Raw genomic sequence first — 22,826 nt, 5'->3', positions numbered from 1 at the left:
TAATGACACCTGCAATTTTGTGGCAAATTCATTAAAATAGGCTAGCCCTATTATTTTACCCTGACTAACAGCCGAGAAAAGGAAGCAAAAATGCGCCGTATTTCCCCCGTACTACAACAGGACAATGTTGATAGTAACTTAATATCGCTAATAAAAACCATATTAGCAGCCTGTCGCGAAATATCATTTCGTGTTAGTCAAGGCGAATTAGCTGGTGTACTAGGTTCTACCTTAGCTGAGAATATTCAAGGTGAGACCCAGAAAAAACTAGATATTATTGCCAATGAGCTACTCAAAGAAGTTATTTTAGAGACCGGACTAGTTAAAGCTATTAGCTCTGAAGAAGAAGACCATACCATAGCAGGAAACCCTAAAGGTAAGTTTTTGGTTACTTTTGATCCCTTAGATGGCTCATCTAATACTGATATTAATAGTTTAATTGGTACTATATTCTCAATTTTACCTGCACAAGCTGATCTAGACGCTGCAGATCCTAGCCAGTTTCTGCAACCAGGAAGTGCCCAACTAGCAGCCGGCTATGTCCTTTATGGCCCGTCCACTATGTTGGCGCTTACTACTGGTAAAGGCACCAGAATGTATACCTTAGATAAAACTCACGGTGGATTTTTACTGACCGAAGAACAAGCAAGTATTCCTAAGTATACTGCTGAGTTCGCTATAAACATGTCGAATCAACGCTACTGGCAACCACCTATGCAACACTATATTAATGACTTATTGCTAGGTAAAACGGGGAAACGTGGTAAAAACTATAATATGCGTTGGATAGCTGCCATGGTTGGTGATGTGCATCGCGTATTATGCCGCGGTGGTATTTTTATGTACCCAACTGATACTAAAGATCCCAGCAAGCCTGATAAACTAAGACTGATGTATGAAGCTAACCCCATGAGCTTCTTAATAGAACAAGCTGGTGGCCTTAGCTCAACAGGCTATCAACGTATAATGGATATTATACCTGTAGATATCCACCAGCGTGTTGCCGTGATTTTAGGCTCTAAACATGAAGTTGAAACCTGTATTAATTATCATCAATCGTAGAGATTTTTGTCGCGCCCGCTATAATAGCGGCAATTTTTTAAGAACCTAAGGAAAAGCTGATGAGCTTAAGTAATATCACTGCGGGTAATAACTTACCTGAAGAAATTAACGTCATTATCGAAATTCCAGCTAATGCTGATCCGGTAAAATACGAAGTAGACAAAGACACTGGTGCTATTTTAGTTGACCGCTTTATGTCAACACCTATGTTTTATCCATGTAATTATGGTTATGTTAATAACACCTTATCACTCGATGGTGATCCAGTAGACGTATTAGTGCCCACACCTTATCCATTAGTTCCGGGCGCTGTGATTAAATGCCGGCCAGTTGGTGTGCTGCAGATGTCTGATGAAGCAGGTGAAGATGCTAAGGTTATTGCAGTGCCTGTAAGTAAACTAACCAAAATATATGATGATATTAAAGATATTTCTGACGTACCAGAATTGCTTAAACAACAAATTCAGCATTTCTTTGAACACTACAAAAATTTAGAAGCAGGTAAATGGGTTAAAATAAATGGTTGGGGCGATATCACTGCCGCTAAAGCTGAGATTTTAACCTCGTTTGAACGGGCTAAAAAGTAATTAGTAACACTATAAAAAAACCAGCAAATGCTGGTTTTTTTATAGTAATCTTTGCTGCTATTGCTGTTACATTTAATTTTGCTTATTAAGCAAAGCAAGTAACTCTTGTTCTGGCATAGGCTTAGCATAATAAAAGCCTTGCATCTCATCACAACCTAAATTAATAAGTGCTTGTTGCTGTGCTTCGTCTTCAACGCCTTCGGCAATAGTGGCTAAATTTAGTTTTTTACCTAACCGAATAATTGTTTCAACAATCACTTCATCTGAACTTGAGGTAATATTAGCCACAAAAGACCGGTCTATTTTTATTCTATCTAAAGGCAACTTTTGAATATAACTTAACGAAGAAAAGCCTATACCAAAATCATCTATAGCAATATTAACCCCTATTGATTTCAACTCTAGTAAAGCAGCCACCATTGCCTCAGGGTCGTCCATTAAAATAGATTCGGTAATTTCTATTTCTAGTTGTTGGGCATTAATCTCATAATAATTAATAGCATCAATCACCGATTGTACAAAACTATGAGTTCTAAATTGTTGTACCGATACATTAATTGCAATGCGAATAGCAAAACCCAAACCAGTCATCTGCTTAATATGCAGACAAGCTTGTTGCAACACCCAGTCACCAATTTCAACGATGAGCCCTGAGTATTCAGCTAACGGAATAAAGACCGCAGGTGAAATAAATTCACCATTATCCTGTGGCCAGCGCAGTAAGGCTTCAACACCCACTATTTTTTTGGTTTGTAATGACACCTGCGGCTGATACCATAATTGCAATTTCTGTTGAGAAAAGTCTTGAGATAATTTACGCAATATAGCTAATCTTGTCGCCATCTGCTGTTCCATCTCTGGCAGATAATATTGATAATTTGCAGTTAAGCTCTTTTTGGCACGATTAAGGGCTATGGTGACATATTTTAGAATGCTTAAACCTTTAGAATCGATATCTTGCAAGCGGCATAAGCCTATATTTACTGTGAGTTGTAATCGATACTCTGCCACTAAAAAAGGTTCTTCAAAAGTAGCATTAATAGCGTTTATACTTAATGTTTCAACATAACCTATTAAACCAAATACATCCGCCCCTAGCCGTGCTAGCTCTGACTGCATACCAAATTTATTAGTTAAACGCATCGCTACAGCGATAAGCAGTTCATTACCCACATCGTGGCCCAAGCCGTCATTAATATCAGCAAAATGGTCAATATCAATCAATACCACAACTTTATTTTCAGCATCAAAGTTACGCGTTTGCTGTAAAAGCTGGATAAACTCATTGCGATTTGGCATTTTAGTTAGTGAATCGGTATAGGCTGCATGCTTTAGCTGCTGAAACAAAGCCGCATTTTCGTATCCTGTTGATATATTAGTTAAAAACAACTCTATTAGCTGTTGAATATGCTCAGGGATCACTTGGTTAGTTTTAATATAAACCGCAGCTTTATGTTGCTTACTACCTAAGTATAAAACGGTCGATTCAGAAGAGAACACATGCTGACGACTTTCTAAACATTGTTGAACTCGCTGAATAATATCTTCATTATCAATACGATTAAGCTCACTTTTAATATAAGGAGCATATTCACCGGCAGCACCTAAGACATAGATTCTTTCAGTTGCTGAGCCGTCATCTTCAATTTGCGCACAGACAACGCCTTCCGCAGGCAAGCCAATTAATGAAGAAATTTGCGTTAGTACACCTTCAGAAAACTGATGCAATGACTGATGCTCAAGCAAACTTGCAGCAGCGGTGATAATTTTAGTTAAACCTCGTCTACTTTGATTAATAGTACGTATTTGTTGATAAGAGCGAATAGCAGCAATAATAGAGGTAACTAATTTACCTCGGGTAAGTTCAGTTTTGGTTTTGTAATCATTTATATCGTACTGTTTAATAACCTTTTCTTCAGGTGCATAACCGGGTTGGCCGGTACGCAAAATAATTCGCAGTTCTTCTTGTTGCAGATCTTCACGAATTCTCTGAACAGCCATTAGACCAGCATCATCAGACTCCATAACGACATCTAGTAACACTAAAGCTATATCAGTATTTTTTGCTAAAAACTGCAGCGCCTCTTTCGCACTATAGGCATGAAAAAAAGTGAGTTTTCTATTTAATACCTGTAGACCATTTAACGCTAAGGTTGTAACAGTATGGACTTCCTTATCATCATCAACAATAAGTACACGCCAAGGCTCTAAGCTTGACTCTGTTACCTCAGCCTTTGCATCTTCTTCAGCGGCAAATAAAAAATCTTCATTTGATATAGTAGACACTGCGATTCAATCCTTTTGCATCGACTGATTAACTGTCACGTTAAATCAACAAATAAGCGTAAATAACACTTATTACAGTAAATTATAGCTAACTTTAACAAAAGCATAAAAAACAACAGTAAATAACGACCATTAGCCCAACTTAACTTAAAATAATCAGCCGTTACTATATTTATTGGTGGTTCAAGCTTGATAATGCCAAACAAAAGCAGAATAGACAATAGACAAGAAAATTATCAGCAACTAACAACAAAGCTTTATAGTGTTAGTAAAGGCCTATTCATTAACAGCACACCACTGTAGGATTTGTGGTAACTTATTAGCTTGCAGTGGTTTTAAAATAACATCGTTCATACCCGCAGCGATAAACTCTAACTTTTCTTCCTCTAAAGCGTGGGCAGTAAAAGCTAAAATTGGCACTGTTTGATAATTAGTTAAAACTCTGAGTTTTTTAGCTACTTCAACCCCATTAATATCTGGCAACTGGATGTCGAGTAGAATCACATCAAAGTTATGCTCTTGACATAAATCTAAGGCTTCTTGTCCTGTACTAGCTAAAGTAAGTTGAATGGGCTGGTCTTTTAGCAATACGCGGATAAACGCTAAATTAGTTTGATTATCATCTACTACCAATAGCTGCTTAACTGCATACTGACTTGTTATTGCTAGTAAGGTATCTAAATAAAAGATACCGGGTTGCAAAAAGTGCCCTAGCGCTTGGTGCCAAGCATCAAAACTATCAGCACTGCAATAACATAAAATACGACTTTTCAGGGCTAACTTAGCCAAGGTCTTTTGCCATAGACTAAGCTCAGTGGGCACAGGCAAAAACACAATGATAGTATCTAGTTTAGATTGTTGACCTTTACACTCTAAAGTTGATAAATCTGTACAATAAGATACTGTTGTCGCCAGCAAAGCTAAGGCCTGCTTACGCTCATGCAAATGCTCTGTATCCGTATCAAATAACAAGATGCTCGATTGATATTGTGTACTTAATGGTTCTAGCTGAGCTAATGGCATTGATAATTTAGTGGTGCAACCAAGGCCTTCTATCGAATCAATCTGCTTCGTAATGTTAAATTTTTTCATTAACACCGCTAAAATAGCATAATCAACATCTTGCCAATGTAAGTCTGTAATATCCTTGATATCGAATAATTGCCGTTGCCGCGGCGACAACCCTTCACCATCACTAACAACACTGATATTAAGCTTATTTCCAGCTTCATTCACCACTAAGTCAACACGCAGCGTTATTAGCTTAACTCCAACATTACGACTAGTTACTTGCAATAAAGCCGAAATTAAAGAAGTTAAAGCAAATGGATTTAAATCAACTTTATATAAAGCATTAGCGGCTGTTTCAAATAACATTAATTTAATTTGCTTACAGTCTAGCCAGCTTTGACAGTGAGGTAATTTCTCGGCTATAAACTCAGTAAGCATAAATTGCTCTGAGGTAAAATAATTTTCTAGCGCTAAAAGCTGTAATAAAGTGATTTGATTACTCACTAATTGGTTTAGCTCTATTGATGCTAAGCCGGACTTATGTTGACACAACAACTGTAAATTTTTACTGCAGTAAGCTAAAAGTCGCTGCTGCTCTGATTGCTGCTGCTCTAAATATTGGATTTTACGATTGGCCAGTTCTAAAGCAGTTGTAGAGTGAGTAAGTGCCAGCTCTTGACTACTAACTTGTTGCTGCATTCCTAGTTGCTGCTCTGACGATTGCTCTGCCATACTATTAAAGCTTTGCCTAATTGAATCTAAATCTGGCATTAATTGCTCATCTATACGGCAATTAAGTTGACCTTGTTGTAATTGCCTTAACTTATGTGCAACCAAATTAATATCGACTAATTGCCGCTGTTGTTGCTGCGTTAAAGTATTTTTAATCCAAACTAATGCAATTAAACCAAAAATAAACACAACAACCATAGGTAAAAACCAGACACTAAAAGCTAAATCATTTTCAACCATGATTAATAAGTAATATTGGCTGGTATTATTATCAGCTGCTAACTCAGAATTAGGGGATATTTGTAGCCCTGGTATTTGCTGCACAGAAACTAATAAATGTTCAGTTTGTTGTAATTGGAAGCTATTAGTATTTTTTGAGGCTAAATATTGCTGTCGAATACTTTGCTCTGACACCGAAGGCGCTTGCGACACAGCTAAAACAGTACCTGAACTAGATAATAGGGCACTAGCCTTTATGGGTAAGCGACTGACCGCACTAGCATGTGCTAAATACTTATTTAATGCTTGATAATTACGCTCAGTTAAATAAGGCACAACAGATATTTGCAAAGCTGCAGAAAAGCGTTGCACTTGCTCTTGCTGCTGCAGCTTTGCTTCATAATGATACCAAGTTGCGGTAAAGACTAGCATCAAGCTAACTGCAACTAACCATGGTAAGGTTAGTTGCCGAAAATAATTTAACAAAATAGCACCCGCTCAGGCTCTGTTGGCAACAAAGCGTATTTAAGACTAAAGCCGTTAAAAATGCAGTTCCAAACCAACAAAAGCACCATTAAAGTCTATATCCGTATATAAGCTATCAACATTATCCAACTTAATATTAACAGCGCGATATCCTGCCCTGAGTCTGACATCTATGGCTATATTATCCACAAGTGCATAAGCAATTCCGGCTTGTACATCGTAAATTGTATTATCATCGTATGTCATATAACTACCGTTAGCAAACAGCTCTAGTCCAGTTAATGGCAAACCAATTGTTGCGGCAGCATAGGCGGTAGGAAGAATTTTAGAGACACTTTCTCCAGCAGCAACTCCCGTTATTGTATCCTTAATGTAGACATCACCTTTAATGTATTTAGCATTAACGCCTAAATCTAAACTAATTAAACTATTATCAAACAGCTCATAATATAAAATATAATCAGTACTGGTTAAATCCACCTGATTTTTTATATCTGTCCCTTGTAAGAAAGTGGTGTTATTTAAACTTAAGTTACTGCTCAAACCTGTCGAGCCGTTGGCTGTTAATGGTGTATGCTGAATACGCGCATTAGGCAGCACAGGTATTGGATGCTCCAGGGCAATATAATAGGATGCTTGCGTTTTATCATCAAAATTAAGTGTTTGCAGCTTATCTGTATTAGCAAAACCACCTTCAGTGCTTGTGCGCCAGGCATCAGCCCCTATATATAAACCGAGTAAGGTGTCAGCTTTAATAGCTGGTGAAAAAAGCAAGCCTGCTATCGAAAGTGCTAGTACTGGTTTTATCATATTGTATCTTACCCTTGTGTTAATAATTCTGATAAATCAATTAAAGCGGCATTGGCCCGAGAAATATAATTAGCCATAACTAAACTATGGTTGGCTAACAAACCAAACCCACTACCATTTAAAATCATTGGGCTCCAAATGGATTGTTGTGTAGCCTCAAGCTCGCGAATAATTTGCCGTAAACTTATCATGGCATTTTTTCGTTCTAGCGTGTCAGCAAAGTCGACTTCTACTGCTTTTAAAAAGTGTAATAAGGCCCAAGCAGCACCCCGCGCTTCATAAAACTCATCATCAATTTTCCACCAACTGGTTTTTATATTTCGCAAAGATGGGGCATTAGTAGACTGGCGTGCACTAGCCTCTCCCGCAAGGTCAGTATTTAGTCTATCTTGGCCTACACTGGCACTTAAACGCTGTGAGTAACTGCCTAAACGTTTTTCTACCGCTTTTAGCCAGTCGCGTAAATTATCGGCACGGGCATAAAACTGGCTATCTGGCTTGGCCGGATCGACTAATTCATCACGATATAAGTATAATTGCGCTATAGCTTTTTTATATTCAGATTCGGCACTAGGAATAACCCAACTTTTATGATCAATATTAAATTGCGGCTGCGCTACTTTTAAAAATTTATTTTCTGTTGATTGCGACTGGGAACGACTTAAATCTTTACGTAAAGCTAAAGCTAAGTCGCGTGACATTTCTAACACACCTAGCTCCCAAGCTGGCATATTATCTAACACACTAAAAGGTGGCATAATATCATTTGATAAATAGCCACCACTCTTGTTAAGTAAGGTTTCACTGACCCGAATTAGTGCAGTTGTAGTGCTATAGCCCACAGGAGCGCTGTCGCCTAGGGATTGCCGGCTTTGATAAATTTCATCTACCAGTAAATCTGGCTCTCTACTCACCCACCAAGCAGTTAAATACATAATCACAAAAAATATTAATGCGCCAAAGCTAATTAACTTAAAGTTTCCCATTTTCACTCCTTAACGTTTTGGCAGCGCAACAATAGGTACACTAATGCTAATGACTTGTTGATCAGAGAATGTTAGCTGCATTATTATTGAATCACCCAATGCAAGTTTAGTCTTAGGCTCAAATAACATTAAATGCAAGCCACCGGGTGTTAAGTTAACTTCGCTTTGGGCAGCAATGTTAATAGCATCAACCTGCTCCATGCGCATCACACCATTTTTATGGCTATGCTGATGCAGTTCAATGCGCTGAAAAGCCTCCGTTGTTACCGCTATTAGGCTTTTGCTTTGTTCAGATGTGTTATGCAAGGTTAAATAACCCGCTGTTACACTGCGCCCCTGCATGGGCTGTCGCACTTCTGCGTTTGTTACTTTTATAGTGGTAGCTTGCTCTGCAGACAACGATACACTTAACAGTAGTAGTATAGGTAAGAAAACCCTAGATAACAGTATTGGCATTTGCACGCTCCTTGATATATAAACTTATATTACACCAGTTAGGTACACTTAACAGCAACTAACCTGCCTGCAACACCGTATATTTTAATAATCAGCAATCAACATTATAAAGCGTCTATCGCTTAGGTAATAATAATGCGGCGACAAAATATGCGCTGATAGTTATTAATGGGGCTGTTATAAACAGCAATACCGCCAGCACTCTAATTAACCATCTTGGTTGATGATAATTATTCGCTAACCCAGCGCAAACACCCGAAATTAAACGGTGCTGACGCTGACAAAACCATCCAGTATTTTTTTCAGTATGCATGATTATTCCTTATATTTTTTTATATTATTTGCTTGGCACCAACACAACAGCACCAAAATAAAGCTAAAGAAACTTAGTAACTCTAAGGCTATCCAACTCACTGCTGCCTCCTTTAATTTAACCATTTTAATTTCTGGATTAGCGGTATCAGAACACTAATAAAATGGCATAAAACTAATACAGGCAGCATGCTCAGCACAGGGAAAATAAAGAGTAATAATAACCAGTCCGACGTGAGCAACATTGTTATTCACCATTTAAGGTACTAGCCGCTAACTTTTTTGCTAGCAGCAACATCTGTGGTACTAAAGTAGCTAGTTCGGTTTTATGTTCAGCACTATTTAAAATAAGTAAATTAGCAGCGGTAGCAAATAACTCCTGCTGTGCTTGCTGAGTAATTAATGTAGAAAGTTGGGCTGTATATTGCTGTAATTCTGCTTGTATCCCTATTTCTATCTCAGCTCTAAGCTCAGAACTAGTTTTCGTACTAATCTCCGTACTAACAGGAGTATCACTAGTTATCATTATAGTTTCTGGGTACACAGAGTCCGCTACAGCGCTAAGGCTAAGTAAAGATGTAAAGCTAGCAATAATTAAAGTGTTCATAGCAAGTTCCTTGAAAGTTAATATTCGATACTACGACTACTGTATTTCAAGTGTTGTGCCAAGAGTAAAATAAACTGCAATATGTTGATTTAATTAGTATTTAATAACAAAAAAAGCCCATGCTTCGCATGGACTTTTTTTGTTGATACTATTATTTAGTGGATTTAACTATTAATTAGTCATATTTTCAAGCTCGGGTATTTTTTGCAATGCTTGCAATAATAACGCTGGTTTTGCAGTTGTTAAATGGCCTTGCTCACTAAGCAAGCGTCGCCATTGTCGTGCACCTGGCATACCTTGAAATAGCCCCAACATATGCCGAGCAATATGCCAAAATCTAGCGCCTTGAGTCATTTGCTGCTCTATGTAAGGCAGCATATCTAACACTACTTGCTGCGGCGTTCTAACCACACTTACATCGCCATAAATTAAGCTATCAACTGAACTCAAAAGCATAGGGTTAGCATAAGCCTCACGTCCCACCATAACACCATCAACAAAAGCTAAATGCTCTTGCACTTGGGTTAAGGTTTTAATGCCACCATTAATACTGATATCTAACTGTGGAAAGTCACGTTTAATCTGATAAACCCGATCATAATTAAGCGGCGGAATATCTCGATTTTCTTTTGGGCTTAAACCTTTTAGCCAGGCTTTACGAGCATGAATAACCAGCTGCTGACATTCTGCATCCACCATAGTTTGCACAAAGTCTTGTAAAAACTGATAATCGTCAGAGTCATCTATGCCTATTCTTGTTTTTACTGAGATGGGAATAGTAACCTGATCTTGCATCGCTTTTACACAATCAGCTACTCGTTGTGGTTGCGCCATTAAACAAGCACCAAACATACCATTTTGCACTCTATCAGACGGGCAACCAACGTTAATATTAATGGCATCATAACCACGTTGCTCAGCTAACTTGGCACAATGCGCCATCTGCTGTGGATCAGAGCCACCTAGTTGTAACACTACAGGCTGCTCTTCTTCATTAAAAGCTAAATAATCACCACTGCCATGAATAATAGCGCCAGTGGTGACCATTTCGGTATACAGCACCGCATGTTTACTTAGCAAGCGATGAAAGTAGCGACAATGTTTATCTGTCCAATCGAGCATGGGCGCAACAGAGAACCTATGATCAACAAACTTAGTGCTCAGACTTTTACTAGATTGCTTTTTATCTATGACCATAGGTTTTACTTACTCAAGTTTTTAAGGCTACTTTATATCCGGCAAGTTACGGCCATAGAAAATTTCGCGCATTTCGTGGAAGACTTTTTGGCTTATTTCTTCTTGTTCTTCTTCAGTCATGGAATCTGTACCCATACCAAATAAGTAACTATTTAAATCAGCTTCTTTTAGCATCATTTTGGTATGAAATAAGTTTTCTTGATAAACGTTAACGTCAATCATCTGAAATGCTTGTTTAGTTTCCTCATCCATAAAGTTTTGGATAGACGTAATAGGATGATCAATATAATGTTTAGTACCGCTTATATCACGAGTAAAGCCACGAACTCGGTAATCAATAGTCACTATATCTGTTTCAAAACTATGAATTAAAAAGTTTAACGCTTTTAAAGGCGAAATAATGCCACAAGTGGATACTTCAATATCAGCACGGAAAGTACAGATGCCATCATGCGGGTGAACTTCTGGGTAGGTATGAACACAAATATGACTTTTATCTAAATGTGCCACTACAGCATCTGGTCTAGGCCCTGGATTTTCTGTATTGTCTGGATTAACTAACACTGGCTCTTCGCTTACCAGTATTGTTACGCTAGCGCCTTGCGGATCATAATCTTGACGAGCGATATTCAGCACATTAGCGCCAATAATATCGGTCACTTCAGTTAATATATCCGTTAGTCGATCAGCATTATATTGCTCATCAATATATTCAATATACTCTTGTCTATGCTGCTCAGTCTTTGCGTAACATATATCGTATAAACTAAAGCTTAAGCTTTTGGTTAGGTTATTAAAACCATGCAATTTCAGTTTTTCAAAAGGTTTAACCACTTATCGATGTCTCCAGAACCAGCAGTAGCATTAACTGCTTAGTAGGTTTGTAATTTAAACGCCGGATTATTCAGTGCTAAGGACACTAAATGAGTGTGTTACTTCGACACTGCCTGTTAACATTATTGATACTGAACAATATTTATCTGCAGATAATTTTACTGCCCGTTCAACATGCGTTTCGCTAAGCTGTTGACCTGTTACATCAAAATGTAAATGTATTTTTTTAAATACTCTGGGCACGCTATCTGCACGCTCTGATGTTAAGGTAACCTCACAATCCTGCACCTTTTGCCGAGCCTTGTGTAAAATACTAATAACATCGACAGACGAACAAGCTCCCGCTGACATTAACACCATTTCCATGGGGCTTGGTGCTGTGCTGTTGTCAGCATTACCATCAAACACTACGGCATGGCCACTACCAGAACGGCCAACGAAGGTATTATTATCTAACCATTTTACTTTTGCTTGCATCATTCAGCTCCTGCTAAAAACAGGGCGACATTCTACGAAAAATTGGGCTGGGTATCTAGTTAAATCGGCCTTAGAAAAGACCTAATCATTTAACTCTGCTATGGCGGTATCAAATAAGTTTTTAATAAGTAGAGAAATTTCTGTAATTAGCTCAAATTGCTTAACTGTTGCATTAGTATCTAACACGCGGCCGAGCAATTCTTGTAGATCATACATGATGCTATCAACCTCACGAATAATCATACTGCGATGGTTAATTTCAAGCTGAGTATGCTGGGTACACAAATTAATAATTTGTTCTGCTATTGACTCTTCTAATATCTCACCAATAGTTTTAGCTGTCACTTCACCTGTTGGCTGCTCAAATAACGATAAGTGTTCAGTAATAAACATTATTAGATGTTCGTAACCTGGTTTATCTGTCACCATAATCAGTCTACCTAAATAATAAATAAATGAACTTGGATAAACAGATGGATGGGGTTAAGGCCCCGTCCATCTATGAGCTTATTTAAAATGTTAAACCCGGTGATAACTGCTCTGGCATTACCACTTGCTCTAGTTCAACCGACGCAACTGGATAAGCACAATAGTCAGCTGCATAATAGGCACTTGCTCTATGGTTACCACTAGCCCCTATACCACCAAAGGGAGCAGCTGAACTGGCCCCTGTAATAGGCCTATTCCAGTTAACAATTCCCGCTCTGATCCTGCGGAAAAAGTGCTGATAAAGCGTGGCACTATCACTTAATAAGCCTGCTGATAAACCAAAACTAGTATTATTAGCCGCGTCTATCGCTTGGTCAATATCAGTAAAGCGGAATACTTTAAGTAAAGGACCAAAGTGCTCATCATCTGGAAAATCTTTAATCTCTGTACATTCAATGATGCCAGGGGTTACTAGTGCTGTATCAACATCTAAATGCTGCATCTCTACTAATACTTTCCCACCTAAATCCACTAGTTGCTGCTGTGCAGCTAACATGCCTTTTGCTGCAGCAACTGAAATCATCGCGCCCATAAATGGCTGTTCGGCAGCATCATAAACATCAACTTTAATATTGCGGGTTACTTCAATTAAGCGTTGTAAAATAGCATCACCACTAGCATCGGCCGGTAAAAACAGTTTACGCGCACAAGTACAACGCTGGCCTGAAGAAATAAACGCAGATTGCACTATATCATGTACTGCGGCATCAATATTTTTAACATCTTTAACTATCAACGGGTTATTTCCACCCATCTCTAATGCTAAAATTTTATCTGGCCGACCAGCAAATTGCTGGTGTAAATAATGGCCTGTTCTGGAGCTGCCGGTAAAAAATAAACCATCGATATCATTATGCGCTGCGATAGCTTTACCTGTTGCGACTTCACCTTGAACTAGATTTAATACCCCTGCTGGTAAACCAGCTTGCTGCCACAATTTAACAGTTTCTTCTGCCACTTTAGGCGTTAATTCTGAAGGTTTAAAAATGATAGTGTTACCCGCTAAAAGTGCCGGTACTATATGGCCGTTAGGTAAATGGCCAGGAAAATTATAAGGACCAAAAACTGCTACTACCCCATGAGGCTTATGCCGTATAAAGGCTCTACCTTGCGGCATAGCGTTTTCTTTACTGCCAGTACGTTCCTGATAAGCACGAATAGAAATATCAGCTTTGCCTATCATGGCACCAATTTCAGTGCGCGATTCCCACAAGGCTTTACCTGTTTCTTGAGCAATAGTTAAGGCTAAATGCTCTTTATTGCTGGCCAATAACTCGGCAAACTTTTTGATAATAGCTACGCGGTCATCAAAACTTACTCCAGCCCAATCATATTGAGCTTGGCGCGCTGCTACTATTGCTTGTTCAACTTGCTCAGCAGTTGCAGATTCGCCTTGCCAAATTGGCTGATTTTTAGCTGGGTCAATAGAGCTAAAGGTTTCACCTTTACCTACAAGCCATTGGCCATTAATAAATTGTACAGCGTTATTCATTCTAATCCCCTAATTAAATACTGGTTACTCTTACCCAATCACCAGCTGATACCTTAAGTGCTGTAGCTACATCGGCAGTAATAATTGCATGCTGATTTTGCAAATCCACCTCTAACTCAGCACAAGTAGCCCGAAAGTCTGCAATAACAGTGTTGCAGATTAAATAGGTTGCAGCCTTATCAATTTGACCAATTACAACTTGTAAGCGCTGGCTATTTTGCACCGAGCGAATATGCTCTACTCTAGCTTCAACCGTTGGCCCTGCATCAAAAATATCAACATAGCCACGACTTGCAAAGCCTTCAGACTTTAACAAGGCTAAAGCAGGCTTAGTTTGCTCATGAACTTGGCCAATAACAGCTTGAGCTTCTTTACTTAGCAAACTAACATAAATAGGATATTTCGGCATTAACTCAGCAATAAAAACCTTTTGGCCAATGCCCGTTAAATAATCTGCGGTTGGAAAATCAACAGAAAAGAAATGCTCTTGTAGCCACTGCCAAAAAGGTGAACTACCATCTGCATTTGACACACCACGCATCTCTGCTATTACCCGATCCGAGAAACGCTGTGGGAACTCAGCTAAAAATAAAAAGCGCATTTTAGACAGTAAACGACCATTATTATTTTGCCGTTTTGTTTCCCGCAAAAATAAGGTGCAAAGTTCACTTACTCCGGTGTAATCGTTGCATAAAGTAAGAATATCAACAGTTTTATAGACACCTAGTGAACGTGAGTTATGCACCACTTTACCTAAATGATAATGGTAAAAGGCATCATCTAATCCTACTGCCGCTTCTAAAGCGCTAGTTCCACAGACCTCACCGGTTTGTGTGTCTTCTAACACAAACAAGTAGCCTTCATCACCCGGCTGCTGCACTTGCTTGGTAAAAGATTGCTCAGAGCGACTTACTTTACGCATCAGCAATTCATCGTTTACCGGTAATGAAGTAAAACCATGGCCTGACTCTATAGCTATATCATACAAAGCAGGATAATCATCTGCACGAATAGGGCGAACCACCATCATCGTTGCTTACTCCTGGTTAACTTTATTAAATTTATAACTTAAGCTTTGCTTTTTGCTAACTAGAGCCCCCTACTGTATTAGGGGGTATCGCTGCTAATTAGTAAGCATCACTGTGTTTATTTGCAGCGCATTATTACAGATAAAATGGTTACTGTCTTGTTTGTGAACTTAAAGCTAAACCAACAATTATGCGGCCTATAGATAGATTCTCACTAGAAGTGAATATTTATATTGGGAGAGATAAGCGTGTTAAATCAACCTTCGTTAACAAAGCCATTTTTTCATTCGTTAGTTGAACATTAGCTAACCAGTGTAAAGACTCTTTATTATTAATCAACTTAGCTTGTTTTAAATATTGCCACTGAACATAGGTTTGAGCTTGTAAGGCTACTTTTGCCTGTGGACTAATACCATCAAAATCAATACCCTCTGCCATTTGCTCTAAAGTTTGAAAAAGTGGTTGGCTCTTAAGTTGCCACCGTGAAGTCACATCAGCATTTAACTCTGCAACAAACTCAGCCATGCTATCACTTAAAAAGCTAGCATCAGGCACTAACTGCTCTAAAGCTTCAATTAATGCATTATCTCGCATTGCGCGAGCATTCAGTATTTTTTTCTGCTTCTGCTGTTGAAAAGTGCGTAAATAACAACGTGTAACAACGATATAACCTAAACTTTGAAACAATCCTACACAAAAGGCACTAAAACTTTGCTGTTTTTCAAATTCAGCTAATTTACTTGAGGCTATAGCTACCGCCAGTGCATACTGCCAAATACGAGTTTTTAAGCCGCTAAAAGGCTCTGTAGAGTGTGGAATACTTCGTTTTAAAGCATAAACAGGTATTAATTGCTGTAAAGCTTCAATTCCAAATAAGCGCAAAGCAACTTTAGTATCTTTTATTAAACCACCCGCAGCTGTTTTCTTGCGATATTGTGGTTGATTAACTAAGCGTAATAAATCTTCGCTTAACCAGTCTATCTTACTAATATAATTGTCTAGTTTATTGATTGTAACAGCATTAGTGCTAAGTAAATCTAGCAGCGAATAGAATGAGGCACCTAAATCAAATAATGATTCTTCAACATGCTCTATATTGTGCAGTTTACGAAAAAGCTCATCAGAGACTTCTTCATGCAAATGCGCTTGAGCAAAGTCAGTGTACTTGGCTTGGATCTTCTGCTGTTGTTGTTTTGCTTGCCGTGCTTCAGCTTCAACTTGCAACAGTGTTCGTTCAGATTCAATATCAGCTTTAGGGGCAGCATAATACAAACGACTTGCCGTGGGATCTACACCAATTAACTGATCTAAAAAGCGGCCATAAAAAGTATCTATATCAAGTGTTACAGCTTGCATGACAACAGCATTATCCTTAAATAGCCTTCATAACTGAGCTGCAATACTGCAAGTTAATTTAAACTGAGTCAAACAGAACAATCATTAATTATTTTAGTATGCAAAAAGTTCGCTAATAATTGCTTTCCCTGCTGACTTAATATAGCTTCGGGATGAAATTGCACACTATGAATAGGTAAAGAGTAGTGCATCAGACCCATAATTTCTTCTGGTTGTTGCTGAGCATTAGTTGTCCATGCTGTAACTATTAACTCTTTAGGTAAACTAGCCTGCTCTACTACGAGTGAATGATAACGAGTCACATCCAGCGGATTAGCTAAACCTGTAAAGACCGAACTATCATTATGCGTAACCAGCGAGTTTTTACCATGCATAACCTGCTTAGCCCGAACGACTTTAGCGCCAAATACTTGTGCAATAGCCTGATGACCTAAACAAACACCTAAAATAGGTATTTTGCCAGCAAAATACTCTATAGCTGGCATTGAGATCCCTGCATCGTCTGGCGATTTAGGTCCAGGTGAAATGACTAAATAATCTGGTGCTAACTGCGTGATTGCTTTAATCGTTATTTGATCATTTCGTTTAACCACAACTTCTTGACCTAAAGCCGCAAAATACTGCATTAAGTTATAAGTAAAAGAATCGTAGTTATCAATTATTAATAACACTTAATACACCTGTATTTTTAACGGCATAACTAAACAAAATCATTAACTATAAATCAAACAGACTAAGGTGCGACAAAGCCTACCGCTTGATTCACTTGTTGCAAAGTAATTGCCGCACGCTGCCTTGCTTTTTCAGCACCAGCACGCATAACTTCGTTTAATGTAGTTTGGTCTTGCCGCAACGCTTTAAATTTCTGCTGTACAGGTTCAAGCAAAGCAATAACCGCATCAGCGACATCAGTTTTTAAATGACCATACATCTTGCCTTCGTACTCTGCCTCTAACGCTGCAACCGTTTTACCTGTTACACCACTATAAATACTCAGCAGGTTAGCAACGCCAGGCTTATTTTCTAAATCAAAATAAACCCGCGGTGGATCTTGTGAGTCGGTCATGGCTTTTTTAAACTTTTTGCTGATCATTTTAGGATCTTCCAATAAGCCAACAAAATTCCATGGATTCTCATCCGACTTTGACATCTTCTTAGTTGGCTCTTGCAAGCTCATAACTCTAGCAGCAACACTGGGTATAAAGGGTTCTGGTACAGTAAATACCTCACCATGCAACGCATTAAAACGCATAGCAACATCACGAGCTAATTCTAAATGCTGCTTCTGATCGTGCCCTACCGGAATTTGATTGGCTTGATACAATAAAATATCGGCCGCCATTAATACCGGATAAGTAAATAAACCAGCGTTAACATTATTATTATGCCGCTCTGATTTATCTTTAAATTGCGTCATCCGGCTAAGCTCGCCAAATTGGGTATAGCAATTTAACACCCAAGCTAGCTGACTATGCTCTGGCACATGTGATTGCATAAATACTGCTGAGCGCGCTGGATCAATACCGCAAGCTAGATATAAGGCTAAACTATCTAATGAAGCAGCTCTTAACTTTTCTGGCTCTTGGCGTACTGTAATGGCATGTAAGTCCACTATGCAATAGAGACAATTATAATCATCCTGCATTCTATCCCACTGCCGTAACGCACCCAGATAATTGCCGATTGTTAACTGGCCTGATGGCTGCGCACCACTTAAAACAATGGGTTTATTACTCATATTTATATCCACTTCTTTATGTTATTAATTTCAGGCTAATGCCTACAAATATTTTATTATCGAGCAACTGTAGCGAGTTGCTGCCGCATTTTAGCAATAGTTTTAGCGTAATTGTCGGTATTAAAAATAGCAGAGCCGGCGACAAACATATCAGCACCCGCTTTAGCGATATCACTAATATTATCTACTGTCACGCCGCCATCAACTTCTAGGCGAATATCTAGGCCACTGTTATCAATTAGTTTTCGTACTGCAGCTAATTTATCTAAGGTAGCAGGGATAAACTTTTGACCACCGAAGCCTGGGTTCACAGACATTAACAACACTAAGTCTATTTTATCTAACATATAATCAAGGTAACTTAGCGGCGTTGCAGGATTAAATACTAGACCGGCTTGGCAGCCATTATCTTTAATTAATTGCACGGTACGATCAATATGCCTTGAAGCTTCCGGATGAAAACTAATAATACTCGCGCCTGCTTTGGCAAATTGCGGCACTAGTGCATCTACAGGTTCAACCATTAAATGAACATCAATGGGTGCTGTAATACCATAATCTCGTAACGCTTTACACACCATAGGGCCCATCGTTAAATTTGGCACATAATGGTTATCCATTACATCAAAATGTACTACATCAGCGTCTGCAGCTAATACAGCTGCAACGTCATCGCCTAAGCGCGCAAAATCTGCAGAAAGGATAGAAGGTGCAATTAGGTAAGGCTGCATAATTTAATCCATAACATTTATAATAAATAATTTGGTTTGATTATAACCGATTACAAACTTAATTTTTGTATAAGATACAATTTTACTATAACAAATATCCCAACCATGAATTGATTGCTTATTGAGCACCTTGTATCAAAGTAGCAAATGATTTATTATTACTAAGCTTGCTTTTAAAATGGAATTAACATGAAGTCAACAGTCACGTTAAAAATCGCTTTGATTAGCGCAATACTAATCGTCATTGCTAGCTTATATTTTCTGCTGCCTAAGGATAAAAGCTGCACCAGCAGCAATAGTGATAGTACTTACCTTTGTAGTACAGTTAACAGCCAAAGCTGGTTTAGTTGGCTTAAAGGACAAAGCCGTTCAACCCAATTCCACTTTGTTGATTTACTTGAGCTGATTAATCGTGCCTCACCAAGTAAGAAGTCATAGAGTAAACTTGACTAAAAAGAGCAACCCTAAATTTTTAAAAGTACTTAAAGCAGTATTTGGCGCCCTTATAGGTGTGCAATCAGAGCAGCAAAGAGAACATGACTTTACCGATAAAAATCCAATTCCTTATATTATTACCGCGGTAATTTTAACTGTATTATTTGTATTCACACTGTTATTAATTATTAATTGGGTACTTAGTTAACTTACTTCAGCTTATGCCCTTTATAAACTGCAAATAATTCAGCTACTTTTTTTCTCCCCGCACCATTTTGACTTATTGACCGATTAACTTGAATGCTATGTAATTTTGCTTGATGATAGATTTTTCGAGTTAGCGTGGTATCGTGATTACTAATCACAACAGTATTACCTCGTTGCTGTAATAGCTCCGCTTGATTAGCTAAAGCCGCTTGATCATCTAAGTTAAAACCTTGTTTAGCATAACTAGTAAAGCTTGCTGTTTTACTAAGTGGTACATAAGGTGGGTCACAATAAATAACCGCATTTTTCGGTGCCTGCTCCATAACCTGCTGATAACTACTACATACGAAGTCAGCCTGCTGTGCTTTTTCGGAGAAAAACCATAATTCTTCTAAAGGAAAATATGGTTTTTTATAACTGCCAAATGGAACATTAAACTTACCAGAAAGATTATAACGGCATAAACCGTTGTAACCATGCCGATTCAAATACAAAAACAAAATAGCTCTTTCGTATTGGTCTTGGCTTTGATTAAACTGTTGGCGTAAATTTAAATAGCTATTTTTTTGATTGCTGCTATCACAAAAAGTACTACTAGCATCAGCAATAAACTGCTCAGCGCGAGACTTTACTATTTGATATAAATTAATTAAATCAGCATTAATGTCATTAAGCTGATAATGCGCATAGTTAGTATTTAAAAAGACTGATGCTGCACCAACAAAAGGTTCAATAAGTATATCTGCTTGCGGTAAATGCTGTTTTATTTCATCTACTAGTTTATATTTACCGCCCGCCCACTTTAGAAAGGCTCTACTTTTACGCTCTGGTTGCAACATTGCGGCTATTCTTCAACACTAAGATGTTGGCTAACAGCAAAGGCATCAATTTCAGCTTGTACTGCCTTAATGCTTTTAATAAAGCTTCCTGATGTCGCTAATTTGCCAGGCAAACGACTTTTTGCATTACGTGCCAACTTATTATCTGGAAATGGACCTAATACAATAACAAACTGAGCTTGCCCCTGCCAACTTCGTTGATAGCAATACATAGTTAGTTCTGGATATCGCCCTTGTAAGCGCTCAAAAGCTGTTATATTGGATAATACCGCTAATTGTAAAACTGCATCATTCTTATCAGCGGCGAGCAAAACCCCTGAATCACATTTTTGTAATAGCTTAGTAGGAATAGATGGCTCTGAAGCTTCTAAATCAGCTATGGATTTCAATGGTGGTTGGGCAAGTTCACTACTAGGGTTTGTTGCCAATACAGGCTCAGAATGAGTCTCTAGTTTAGCCTCAACATCTACTGCTGTGCTGGTTATATTATCATTTACAATCACTTCCTCAGCTGATTCCACTGGTTTAGCAGTTACTTCAGTTTCAATAATAGCCTCAGATGTTAAGTCAGAGTTATTCTCTATTAACTCGGCTTCTAGCGGTTGAGATAAAGCTGGAAAGCTCTGCTTCGGCTGAACCAAGTCACTCCCTTGGTTAGTTAGATCTGTCTGATTAATAAAAATATAGTTAGTTACTAAAGCTATTATGGCAATTAAAGCTATACAAATCACTAAGGCTAATAGCTTGCGATTAATCGGTTTTGAGTGAGCTGCTTTACTAGCTTTAGCTAAAGTTGTGGTTGAACCAATATTAAGCAAAGAATGCAAATTACCATTAGCTTGTTGCAAACCTAAAGCAAGTTGCTCTGTACTTAACTGTTGGCTTGCTAATAACTGCTGGGCATCGACAAGGGTTGCTTGATTAATAGTTAAGGTTAAGCCGGCAGGAGTTACAGCTTTAGTAGCAAATACAAAGCACCTGATGGGTAAAGCAATAATTTGCTGAAGCAACTCTGGATTTAGATTTTGTCCATCATCAATAATTAAACATAAAGCTTGGCTTTTAGAATATTCAACTACATGTGCAGCTAAATCACTATCAGCAAATACTTCACCAAACCATTGCTGTTGAATACTCGCTGTGCTGCTCAAATCTGCTGTTGCAGTTAGTAAAGCAACATTAAATTGTTCAGACAATAATTCAGCAAGCGCCAAAGCTAAAGTAGACTTACCACTGCCAGTAGCGCCTAAGGTTTGAATAAGCTCGATATCATTAAAAGATAACTGAAATAGTAAACGATTAAACCAATCATGCTGAATCGGTAATAAGTGTTTTAAAGCATCAGCTTGATGTTGTAATTTAATGCAGTCCATCAGCAAACACCTGCAATAGCTCATCTTCAGTTACATCATCAATTAGTGCACAAGATCCTATAGTCATTGGCAGTACAAATCGCATTTTACCATTTATAACTTTTTTATCCATTTTCATATAAGGTAAAAAGTCAGTGATATGCATATCTTTCGGGACACTTGTAGGTAAAGAAAAAGCAATTAATAATGCGGTTAACTGGTCAATATCTTGTTGTGCTAACCAGCCTCGTGCTAATGATAACTTTGCTGCCATCACCATGCCTACAGCTACCGCCTCTCCGTGTAACCAACTACCATAACCTAGATGGGCTTCAATAGCATGGCCAAAGGTATGCCCCAGATTCAATAAAGCACGATCACCTTGCTCGGTTTCATCTCGGCTAACGATATCAGCTTTCATTTGACAACAATGCTTAATCATCTGCCCTAGAACAGAATTATCTAGAGCTAAAATTGCCTGTTGTTGAGCAAGAAGCCAACTGAAGAAGTCTTTATCAGCAATTACGGCATATTTAATCACTTCAGCCATGCCAGCAGCAAATTCTTTACTTGGCAAGGTTACTAAAGCTTGAGTGTTAATAAGCACTTGTACCGGTTGTTTAAAAGCACCTATCATATTTTTACCGAGCACATGATTAACAGCTGTTTTACCACCAACTGAAGAATCTACTTGAGCCAATAAAGTAGTGGGAATTTGTAAAAATCGCACACCTCGCTGATAAGTTGCTGCAACAAAGCCAGTTAGATCACCAATAACACCGCCACCAAGCGCAACTAATAAAACATCACGAGAAAATTGATGCTGCAGTAAAAACGACTGAATTAATTCAAATGATTCCAGTGTTTTATAGACTTCACCGTCAGGAATTAGAATAATTTCTAAGCGAGATTTGCTAAATAGGTGTTTTATCGGGGGTAAATATAGCTCTGCAACTACTGGATTGGAAACAATAACGACCTGTTTACACAGTTTATATTCAGCAAGCAGATCGTTAAAGTGCGAATTAATGCATATTGGGTAGCTGCGATCGCCAAGTTGTACTTCAACTTTTTGCATTACAGCTCCCCGCCATGAT

24 protein-coding genes are annotated in these 22,826 nt (G+C 38.4%); 4 read left to right on the top strand and 20 right to left on the bottom strand.

Annotated elements, in window-relative coordinates; all coding sequences use genetic code 11:
* The first annotated feature begins 90 nt into the window (after positions 1-90).
* A complete protein-coding gene (locus tag RDV63_RS05975; protein ID WP_313908597.1) occupies positions 91-1,062 on the top strand; it encodes a class 1 fructose-bisphosphatase in 972 nt (323 codons plus the stop codon).
* A 59-nt stretch (positions 1,063-1,121) separates the two neighbouring features.
* Positions 1,122-1,649 carry an inorganic diphosphatase gene (gene ppa / locus RDV63_RS05970; protein WP_313908596.1) on the top strand — a complete coding sequence of 176 codons (528 nt, stop codon included), beginning with the start codon at positions 1,122-1,124 and terminating at the stop codon, positions 1,647-1,649.
* 72 nt (positions 1,650-1,721) lie between these two features.
* On the opposite strand, the gene RDV63_RS05965 is transcribed toward ppa, so the two are convergent.
* The 17 genes from RDV63_RS05965 to rpe form a co-directional block, all read right to left on the bottom strand.
* Positions 1,722-3,935, bottom strand: a complete 2,214-nt coding sequence (locus RDV63_RS05965) for an EAL domain-containing protein (protein ID WP_313908595.1) — start codon at positions 3,933-3,935, stop codon at positions 1,722-1,724.
* A 276-nt stretch (positions 3,936-4,211) separates the two neighbouring features.
* Complete coding sequence (locus tag RDV63_RS05960; protein WP_313908594.1) at positions 4,212-6,383, bottom strand: response regulator; 2,172 nt, start codon at positions 6,381-6,383, stop codon at positions 4,212-4,214.
* Between the two features lie 54 nt (positions 6,384-6,437).
* Positions 6,438-7,193, bottom strand: coding sequence for a TIGR04219 family outer membrane beta-barrel protein (locus RDV63_RS05955; protein WP_313908593.1), 756 nt, complete (start codon positions 7,191-7,193; stop codon positions 6,438-6,440).
* 8 nt (positions 7,194-7,201) lie between these two features.
* The gene (locus tag RDV63_RS05950) at positions 7,202-8,179 is read right to left on the bottom strand and encodes a DUF2333 family protein (RefSeq protein WP_313908592.1); all 978 of its coding nucleotides are present in this window, start codon (positions 8,177-8,179) and stop codon (positions 7,202-7,204) included.
* A 9-nt stretch (positions 8,180-8,188) separates the two neighbouring features.
* The gene (locus RDV63_RS05945) at positions 8,189-8,635 is read right to left on the bottom strand and encodes a copper chaperone PCu(A)C (RefSeq protein WP_313908591.1); all 447 of its coding nucleotides are present in this window, start codon (positions 8,633-8,635) and stop codon (positions 8,189-8,191) included.
* A gap of 115 nt (positions 8,636-8,750) precedes the next feature.
* Complete coding sequence (locus tag RDV63_RS05940) at positions 8,751-8,948, bottom strand: PspC domain-containing protein (RefSeq protein ID WP_313908590.1); 198 nt, start codon at positions 8,946-8,948, stop codon at positions 8,751-8,753.
* 246 nt (positions 8,949-9,194) lie between these two features.
* Complete coding sequence (locus RDV63_RS05935) at positions 9,195-9,554, bottom strand: hypothetical protein (protein ID WP_313908589.1); 360 nt, start codon at positions 9,552-9,554, stop codon at positions 9,195-9,197.
* A gap of 171 nt (positions 9,555-9,725) precedes the next feature.
* The gene (gene dusA / locus RDV63_RS05930) at positions 9,726-10,751 is read right to left on the bottom strand and encodes a tRNA dihydrouridine(20/20a) synthase DusA (protein WP_313908588.1); all 1,026 of its coding nucleotides are present in this window, start codon (positions 10,749-10,751) and stop codon (positions 9,726-9,728) included.
* Positions 10,752-10,778: 27 nt separating this feature from the next.
* A complete protein-coding gene (gene speD, locus RDV63_RS05925) occupies positions 10,779-11,585 on the bottom strand; it encodes an adenosylmethionine decarboxylase (RefSeq protein WP_313908587.1) in 807 nt (268 codons plus the stop codon).
* Between the two features lie 66 nt (positions 11,586-11,651).
* A complete protein-coding gene (locus RDV63_RS05920) occupies positions 11,652-12,065 on the bottom strand; it encodes an OsmC family protein (protein ID WP_409934820.1) in 414 nt (137 codons plus the stop codon).
* A 78-nt stretch (positions 12,066-12,143) separates the two neighbouring features.
* Entirely contained in the window at positions 12,144-12,491 is a 348-nt protein-coding gene (locus RDV63_RS05915) for a DUF3802 family protein (protein ID WP_313908586.1), read from the bottom strand.
* 82 nt (positions 12,492-12,573) lie between these two features.
* Positions 12,574-14,043 carry a succinylglutamate-semialdehyde dehydrogenase gene (gene astD / locus RDV63_RS05910; protein ID WP_313908585.1) on the bottom strand — a complete coding sequence of 490 codons (1,470 nt, stop codon included), beginning with the start codon at positions 14,041-14,043 and terminating at the stop codon, positions 12,574-12,576.
* A 13-nt stretch (positions 14,044-14,056) separates the two neighbouring features.
* On the bottom strand, positions 14,057-15,073 hold the full coding sequence (astA, locus tag RDV63_RS05905) for an arginine N-succinyltransferase (protein WP_313908584.1): 1,017 nt from the start codon (positions 15,071-15,073) through the stop codon (positions 14,057-14,059).
* Positions 15,074-15,299: 226 nt separating this feature from the next.
* Positions 15,300-16,427, bottom strand: a complete 1,128-nt coding sequence (locus RDV63_RS05900) for an HDOD domain-containing protein (protein ID WP_313908583.1) — start codon at positions 16,425-16,427, stop codon at positions 15,300-15,302.
* A gap of 68 nt (positions 16,428-16,495) precedes the next feature.
* A complete protein-coding gene (locus tag RDV63_RS05895) occupies positions 16,496-17,098 on the bottom strand; it encodes an aminodeoxychorismate/anthranilate synthase component II (protein WP_313908582.1) in 603 nt (200 codons plus the stop codon).
* Positions 17,099-17,160: 62 nt separating this feature from the next.
* Positions 17,161-18,165, bottom strand: a complete 1,005-nt coding sequence (trpS, locus tag RDV63_RS05890) for a tryptophan--tRNA ligase (protein WP_313908581.1) — start codon at positions 18,163-18,165, stop codon at positions 17,161-17,163.
* A gap of 56 nt (positions 18,166-18,221) precedes the next feature.
* Positions 18,222-18,896, bottom strand: a complete 675-nt coding sequence (gene rpe, locus RDV63_RS05885; RefSeq protein ID WP_313908580.1) for a ribulose-phosphate 3-epimerase — start codon at positions 18,894-18,896, stop codon at positions 18,222-18,224.
* 189 nt (positions 18,897-19,085) lie between these two features.
* On the opposite strand from rpe, the gene RDV63_RS05880 reads away from it, so the two are divergent.
* Together RDV63_RS05880 and RDV63_RS05875 are read left to right on the top strand one after the other, a co-directional pair.
* Positions 19,086-19,334, top strand: coding sequence for a hypothetical protein (locus RDV63_RS05880; RefSeq protein WP_313908579.1), 249 nt, complete (start codon positions 19,086-19,088; stop codon positions 19,332-19,334).
* 7 nt (positions 19,335-19,341) lie between these two features.
* Positions 19,342-19,539, top strand: a complete 198-nt coding sequence (locus RDV63_RS05875; RefSeq protein WP_313908578.1) for a DUF2970 domain-containing protein — start codon at positions 19,342-19,344, stop codon at positions 19,537-19,539.
* 1 nt (position 19,540) lies between these two features.
* Here RDV63_RS05875 and RDV63_RS05870 read toward each other — a convergent pair whose 3' ends face one another.
* From RDV63_RS05870 to aroB, 3 genes are read right to left on the bottom strand one after another with little or no spacing between them, the layout of a single operon-like run.
* Positions 19,541-20,377, bottom strand: a complete 837-nt coding sequence (locus RDV63_RS05870; RefSeq protein WP_313908577.1) for a Dam family site-specific DNA-(adenine-N6)-methyltransferase — start codon at positions 20,375-20,377, stop codon at positions 19,541-19,543.
* 5 nt (positions 20,378-20,382) lie between these two features.
* Entirely contained in the window at positions 20,383-21,750 is a 1,368-nt protein-coding gene (locus RDV63_RS05865) for an SPOR domain-containing protein (protein WP_313908576.1), read from the bottom strand.
* Positions 21,737-22,807: a 3-dehydroquinate synthase gene (gene aroB, locus RDV63_RS05860; protein ID WP_313908575.1), complete on the bottom strand. Its 1,071-nt coding sequence runs from the start codon at positions 22,805-22,807 to the stop codon at positions 21,737-21,739. The genes RDV63_RS05865 and aroB overlap by 14 nt, the downstream gene beginning before the upstream one ends.
* Positions 22,808-22,826 lie beyond the last annotated feature (19 nt).

Origin of the sequence: Rheinheimera sp. MMS21-TC3, assembly GCF_032229285.1 — a bacterium.
Classification (GTDB): Bacteria; Pseudomonadota; Gammaproteobacteria; order Enterobacterales; family Alteromonadaceae; genus Alishewanella.
The sequence above is the reverse complement of the archived record's forward strand: the minus strand, read 5'-3'. Positions and strand labels throughout refer to the sequence as shown.

What these genes read in the sequence shown, in the direction of transcription:
- RDV63_RS05975 (WP_313908597.1), top strand. Translation starts at nt 91, where the DNA reads ATGCGCCGTATTTCCCCCGTACTACAACAGGACAATGTTGATAGTAAC.
- ppa (WP_313908596.1), top strand. Translation starts at nt 1,122, where the DNA reads ATGAGCTTAAGTAATATCACTGCGGGTAATAACTTACCTGAAGAAATT.
- RDV63_RS05955 (WP_313908593.1), bottom strand. Translation starts at nt 7,193, where the DNA reads ATGATAAAACCAGTACTAGCACTTTCGATAGCAGGCTTGCTTTTTTCA.
- RDV63_RS05950 (WP_313908592.1), bottom strand. Translation starts at nt 8,179, where the DNA reads ATGGGAAACTTTAAGTTAATTAGCTTTGGCGCATTAATATTTTTTGTG.
- RDV63_RS05945 (WP_313908591.1), bottom strand. Translation starts at nt 8,635, where the DNA reads ATGCCAATACTGTTATCTAGGGTTTTCTTACCTATACTACTACTGTTA.
- RDV63_RS05940 (WP_313908590.1), bottom strand. Translation starts at nt 8,948, where the DNA reads ATGCATACTGAAAAAAATACTGGATGGTTTTGTCAGCGTCAGCACCGT.
- RDV63_RS05935 (WP_313908589.1), bottom strand. Translation starts at nt 9,554, where the DNA reads ATGAACACTTTAATTATTGCTAGCTTTACATCTTTACTTAGCCTTAGC.
- dusA (WP_313908588.1), bottom strand. Translation starts at nt 10,751, where the DNA reads ATGGTCATAGATAAAAAGCAATCTAGTAAAAGTCTGAGCACTAAGTTT.
- RDV63_RS05920 (WP_409934820.1), bottom strand. Translation starts at nt 12,065, where the DNA reads ATGATGCAAGCAAAAGTAAAATGGTTAGATAATAATACCTTCGTTGGC.
- RDV63_RS05915 (WP_313908586.1), bottom strand. Translation starts at nt 12,491, where the DNA reads ATGGTGACAGATAAACCAGGTTACGAACATCTAATAATGTTTATTACT.
- astD (WP_313908585.1), bottom strand. Translation starts at nt 14,043, where the DNA reads ATGAATAACGCTGTACAATTTATTAATGGCCAATGGCTTGTAGGTAAA.
- astA (WP_313908584.1), bottom strand. Translation starts at nt 15,073, where the DNA reads ATGATGGTGGTTCGCCCTATTCGTGCAGATGATTATCCTGCTTTGTAT.
- RDV63_RS05900 (WP_313908583.1), bottom strand. Translation starts at nt 16,427, where the DNA reads ATGCAAGCTGTAACACTTGATATAGATACTTTTTATGGCCGCTTTTTA.
- trpS (WP_313908581.1), bottom strand. Translation starts at nt 18,165, where the DNA reads ATGAGTAATAAACCCATTGTTTTAAGTGGTGCGCAGCCATCAGGCCAG.
- rpe (WP_313908580.1), bottom strand. Translation starts at nt 18,896, where the DNA reads ATGCAGCCTTACCTAATTGCACCTTCTATCCTTTCTGCAGATTTTGCG.
- RDV63_RS05880 (WP_313908579.1), top strand. Translation starts at nt 19,086, where the DNA reads ATGAAGTCAACAGTCACGTTAAAAATCGCTTTGATTAGCGCAATACTA.
- RDV63_RS05870 (WP_313908577.1), bottom strand. Translation starts at nt 20,377, where the DNA reads ATGTTGCAACCAGAGCGTAAAAGTAGAGCCTTTCTAAAGTGGGCGGGC.
- RDV63_RS05865 (WP_313908576.1), bottom strand. Translation starts at nt 21,750, where the DNA reads ATGGACTGCATTAAATTACAACATCAAGCTGATGCTTTAAAACACTTA.
- aroB (WP_313908575.1), bottom strand. Translation starts at nt 22,807, where the DNA reads ATGCAAAAAGTTGAAGTACAACTTGGCGATCGCAGCTACCCAATATGC.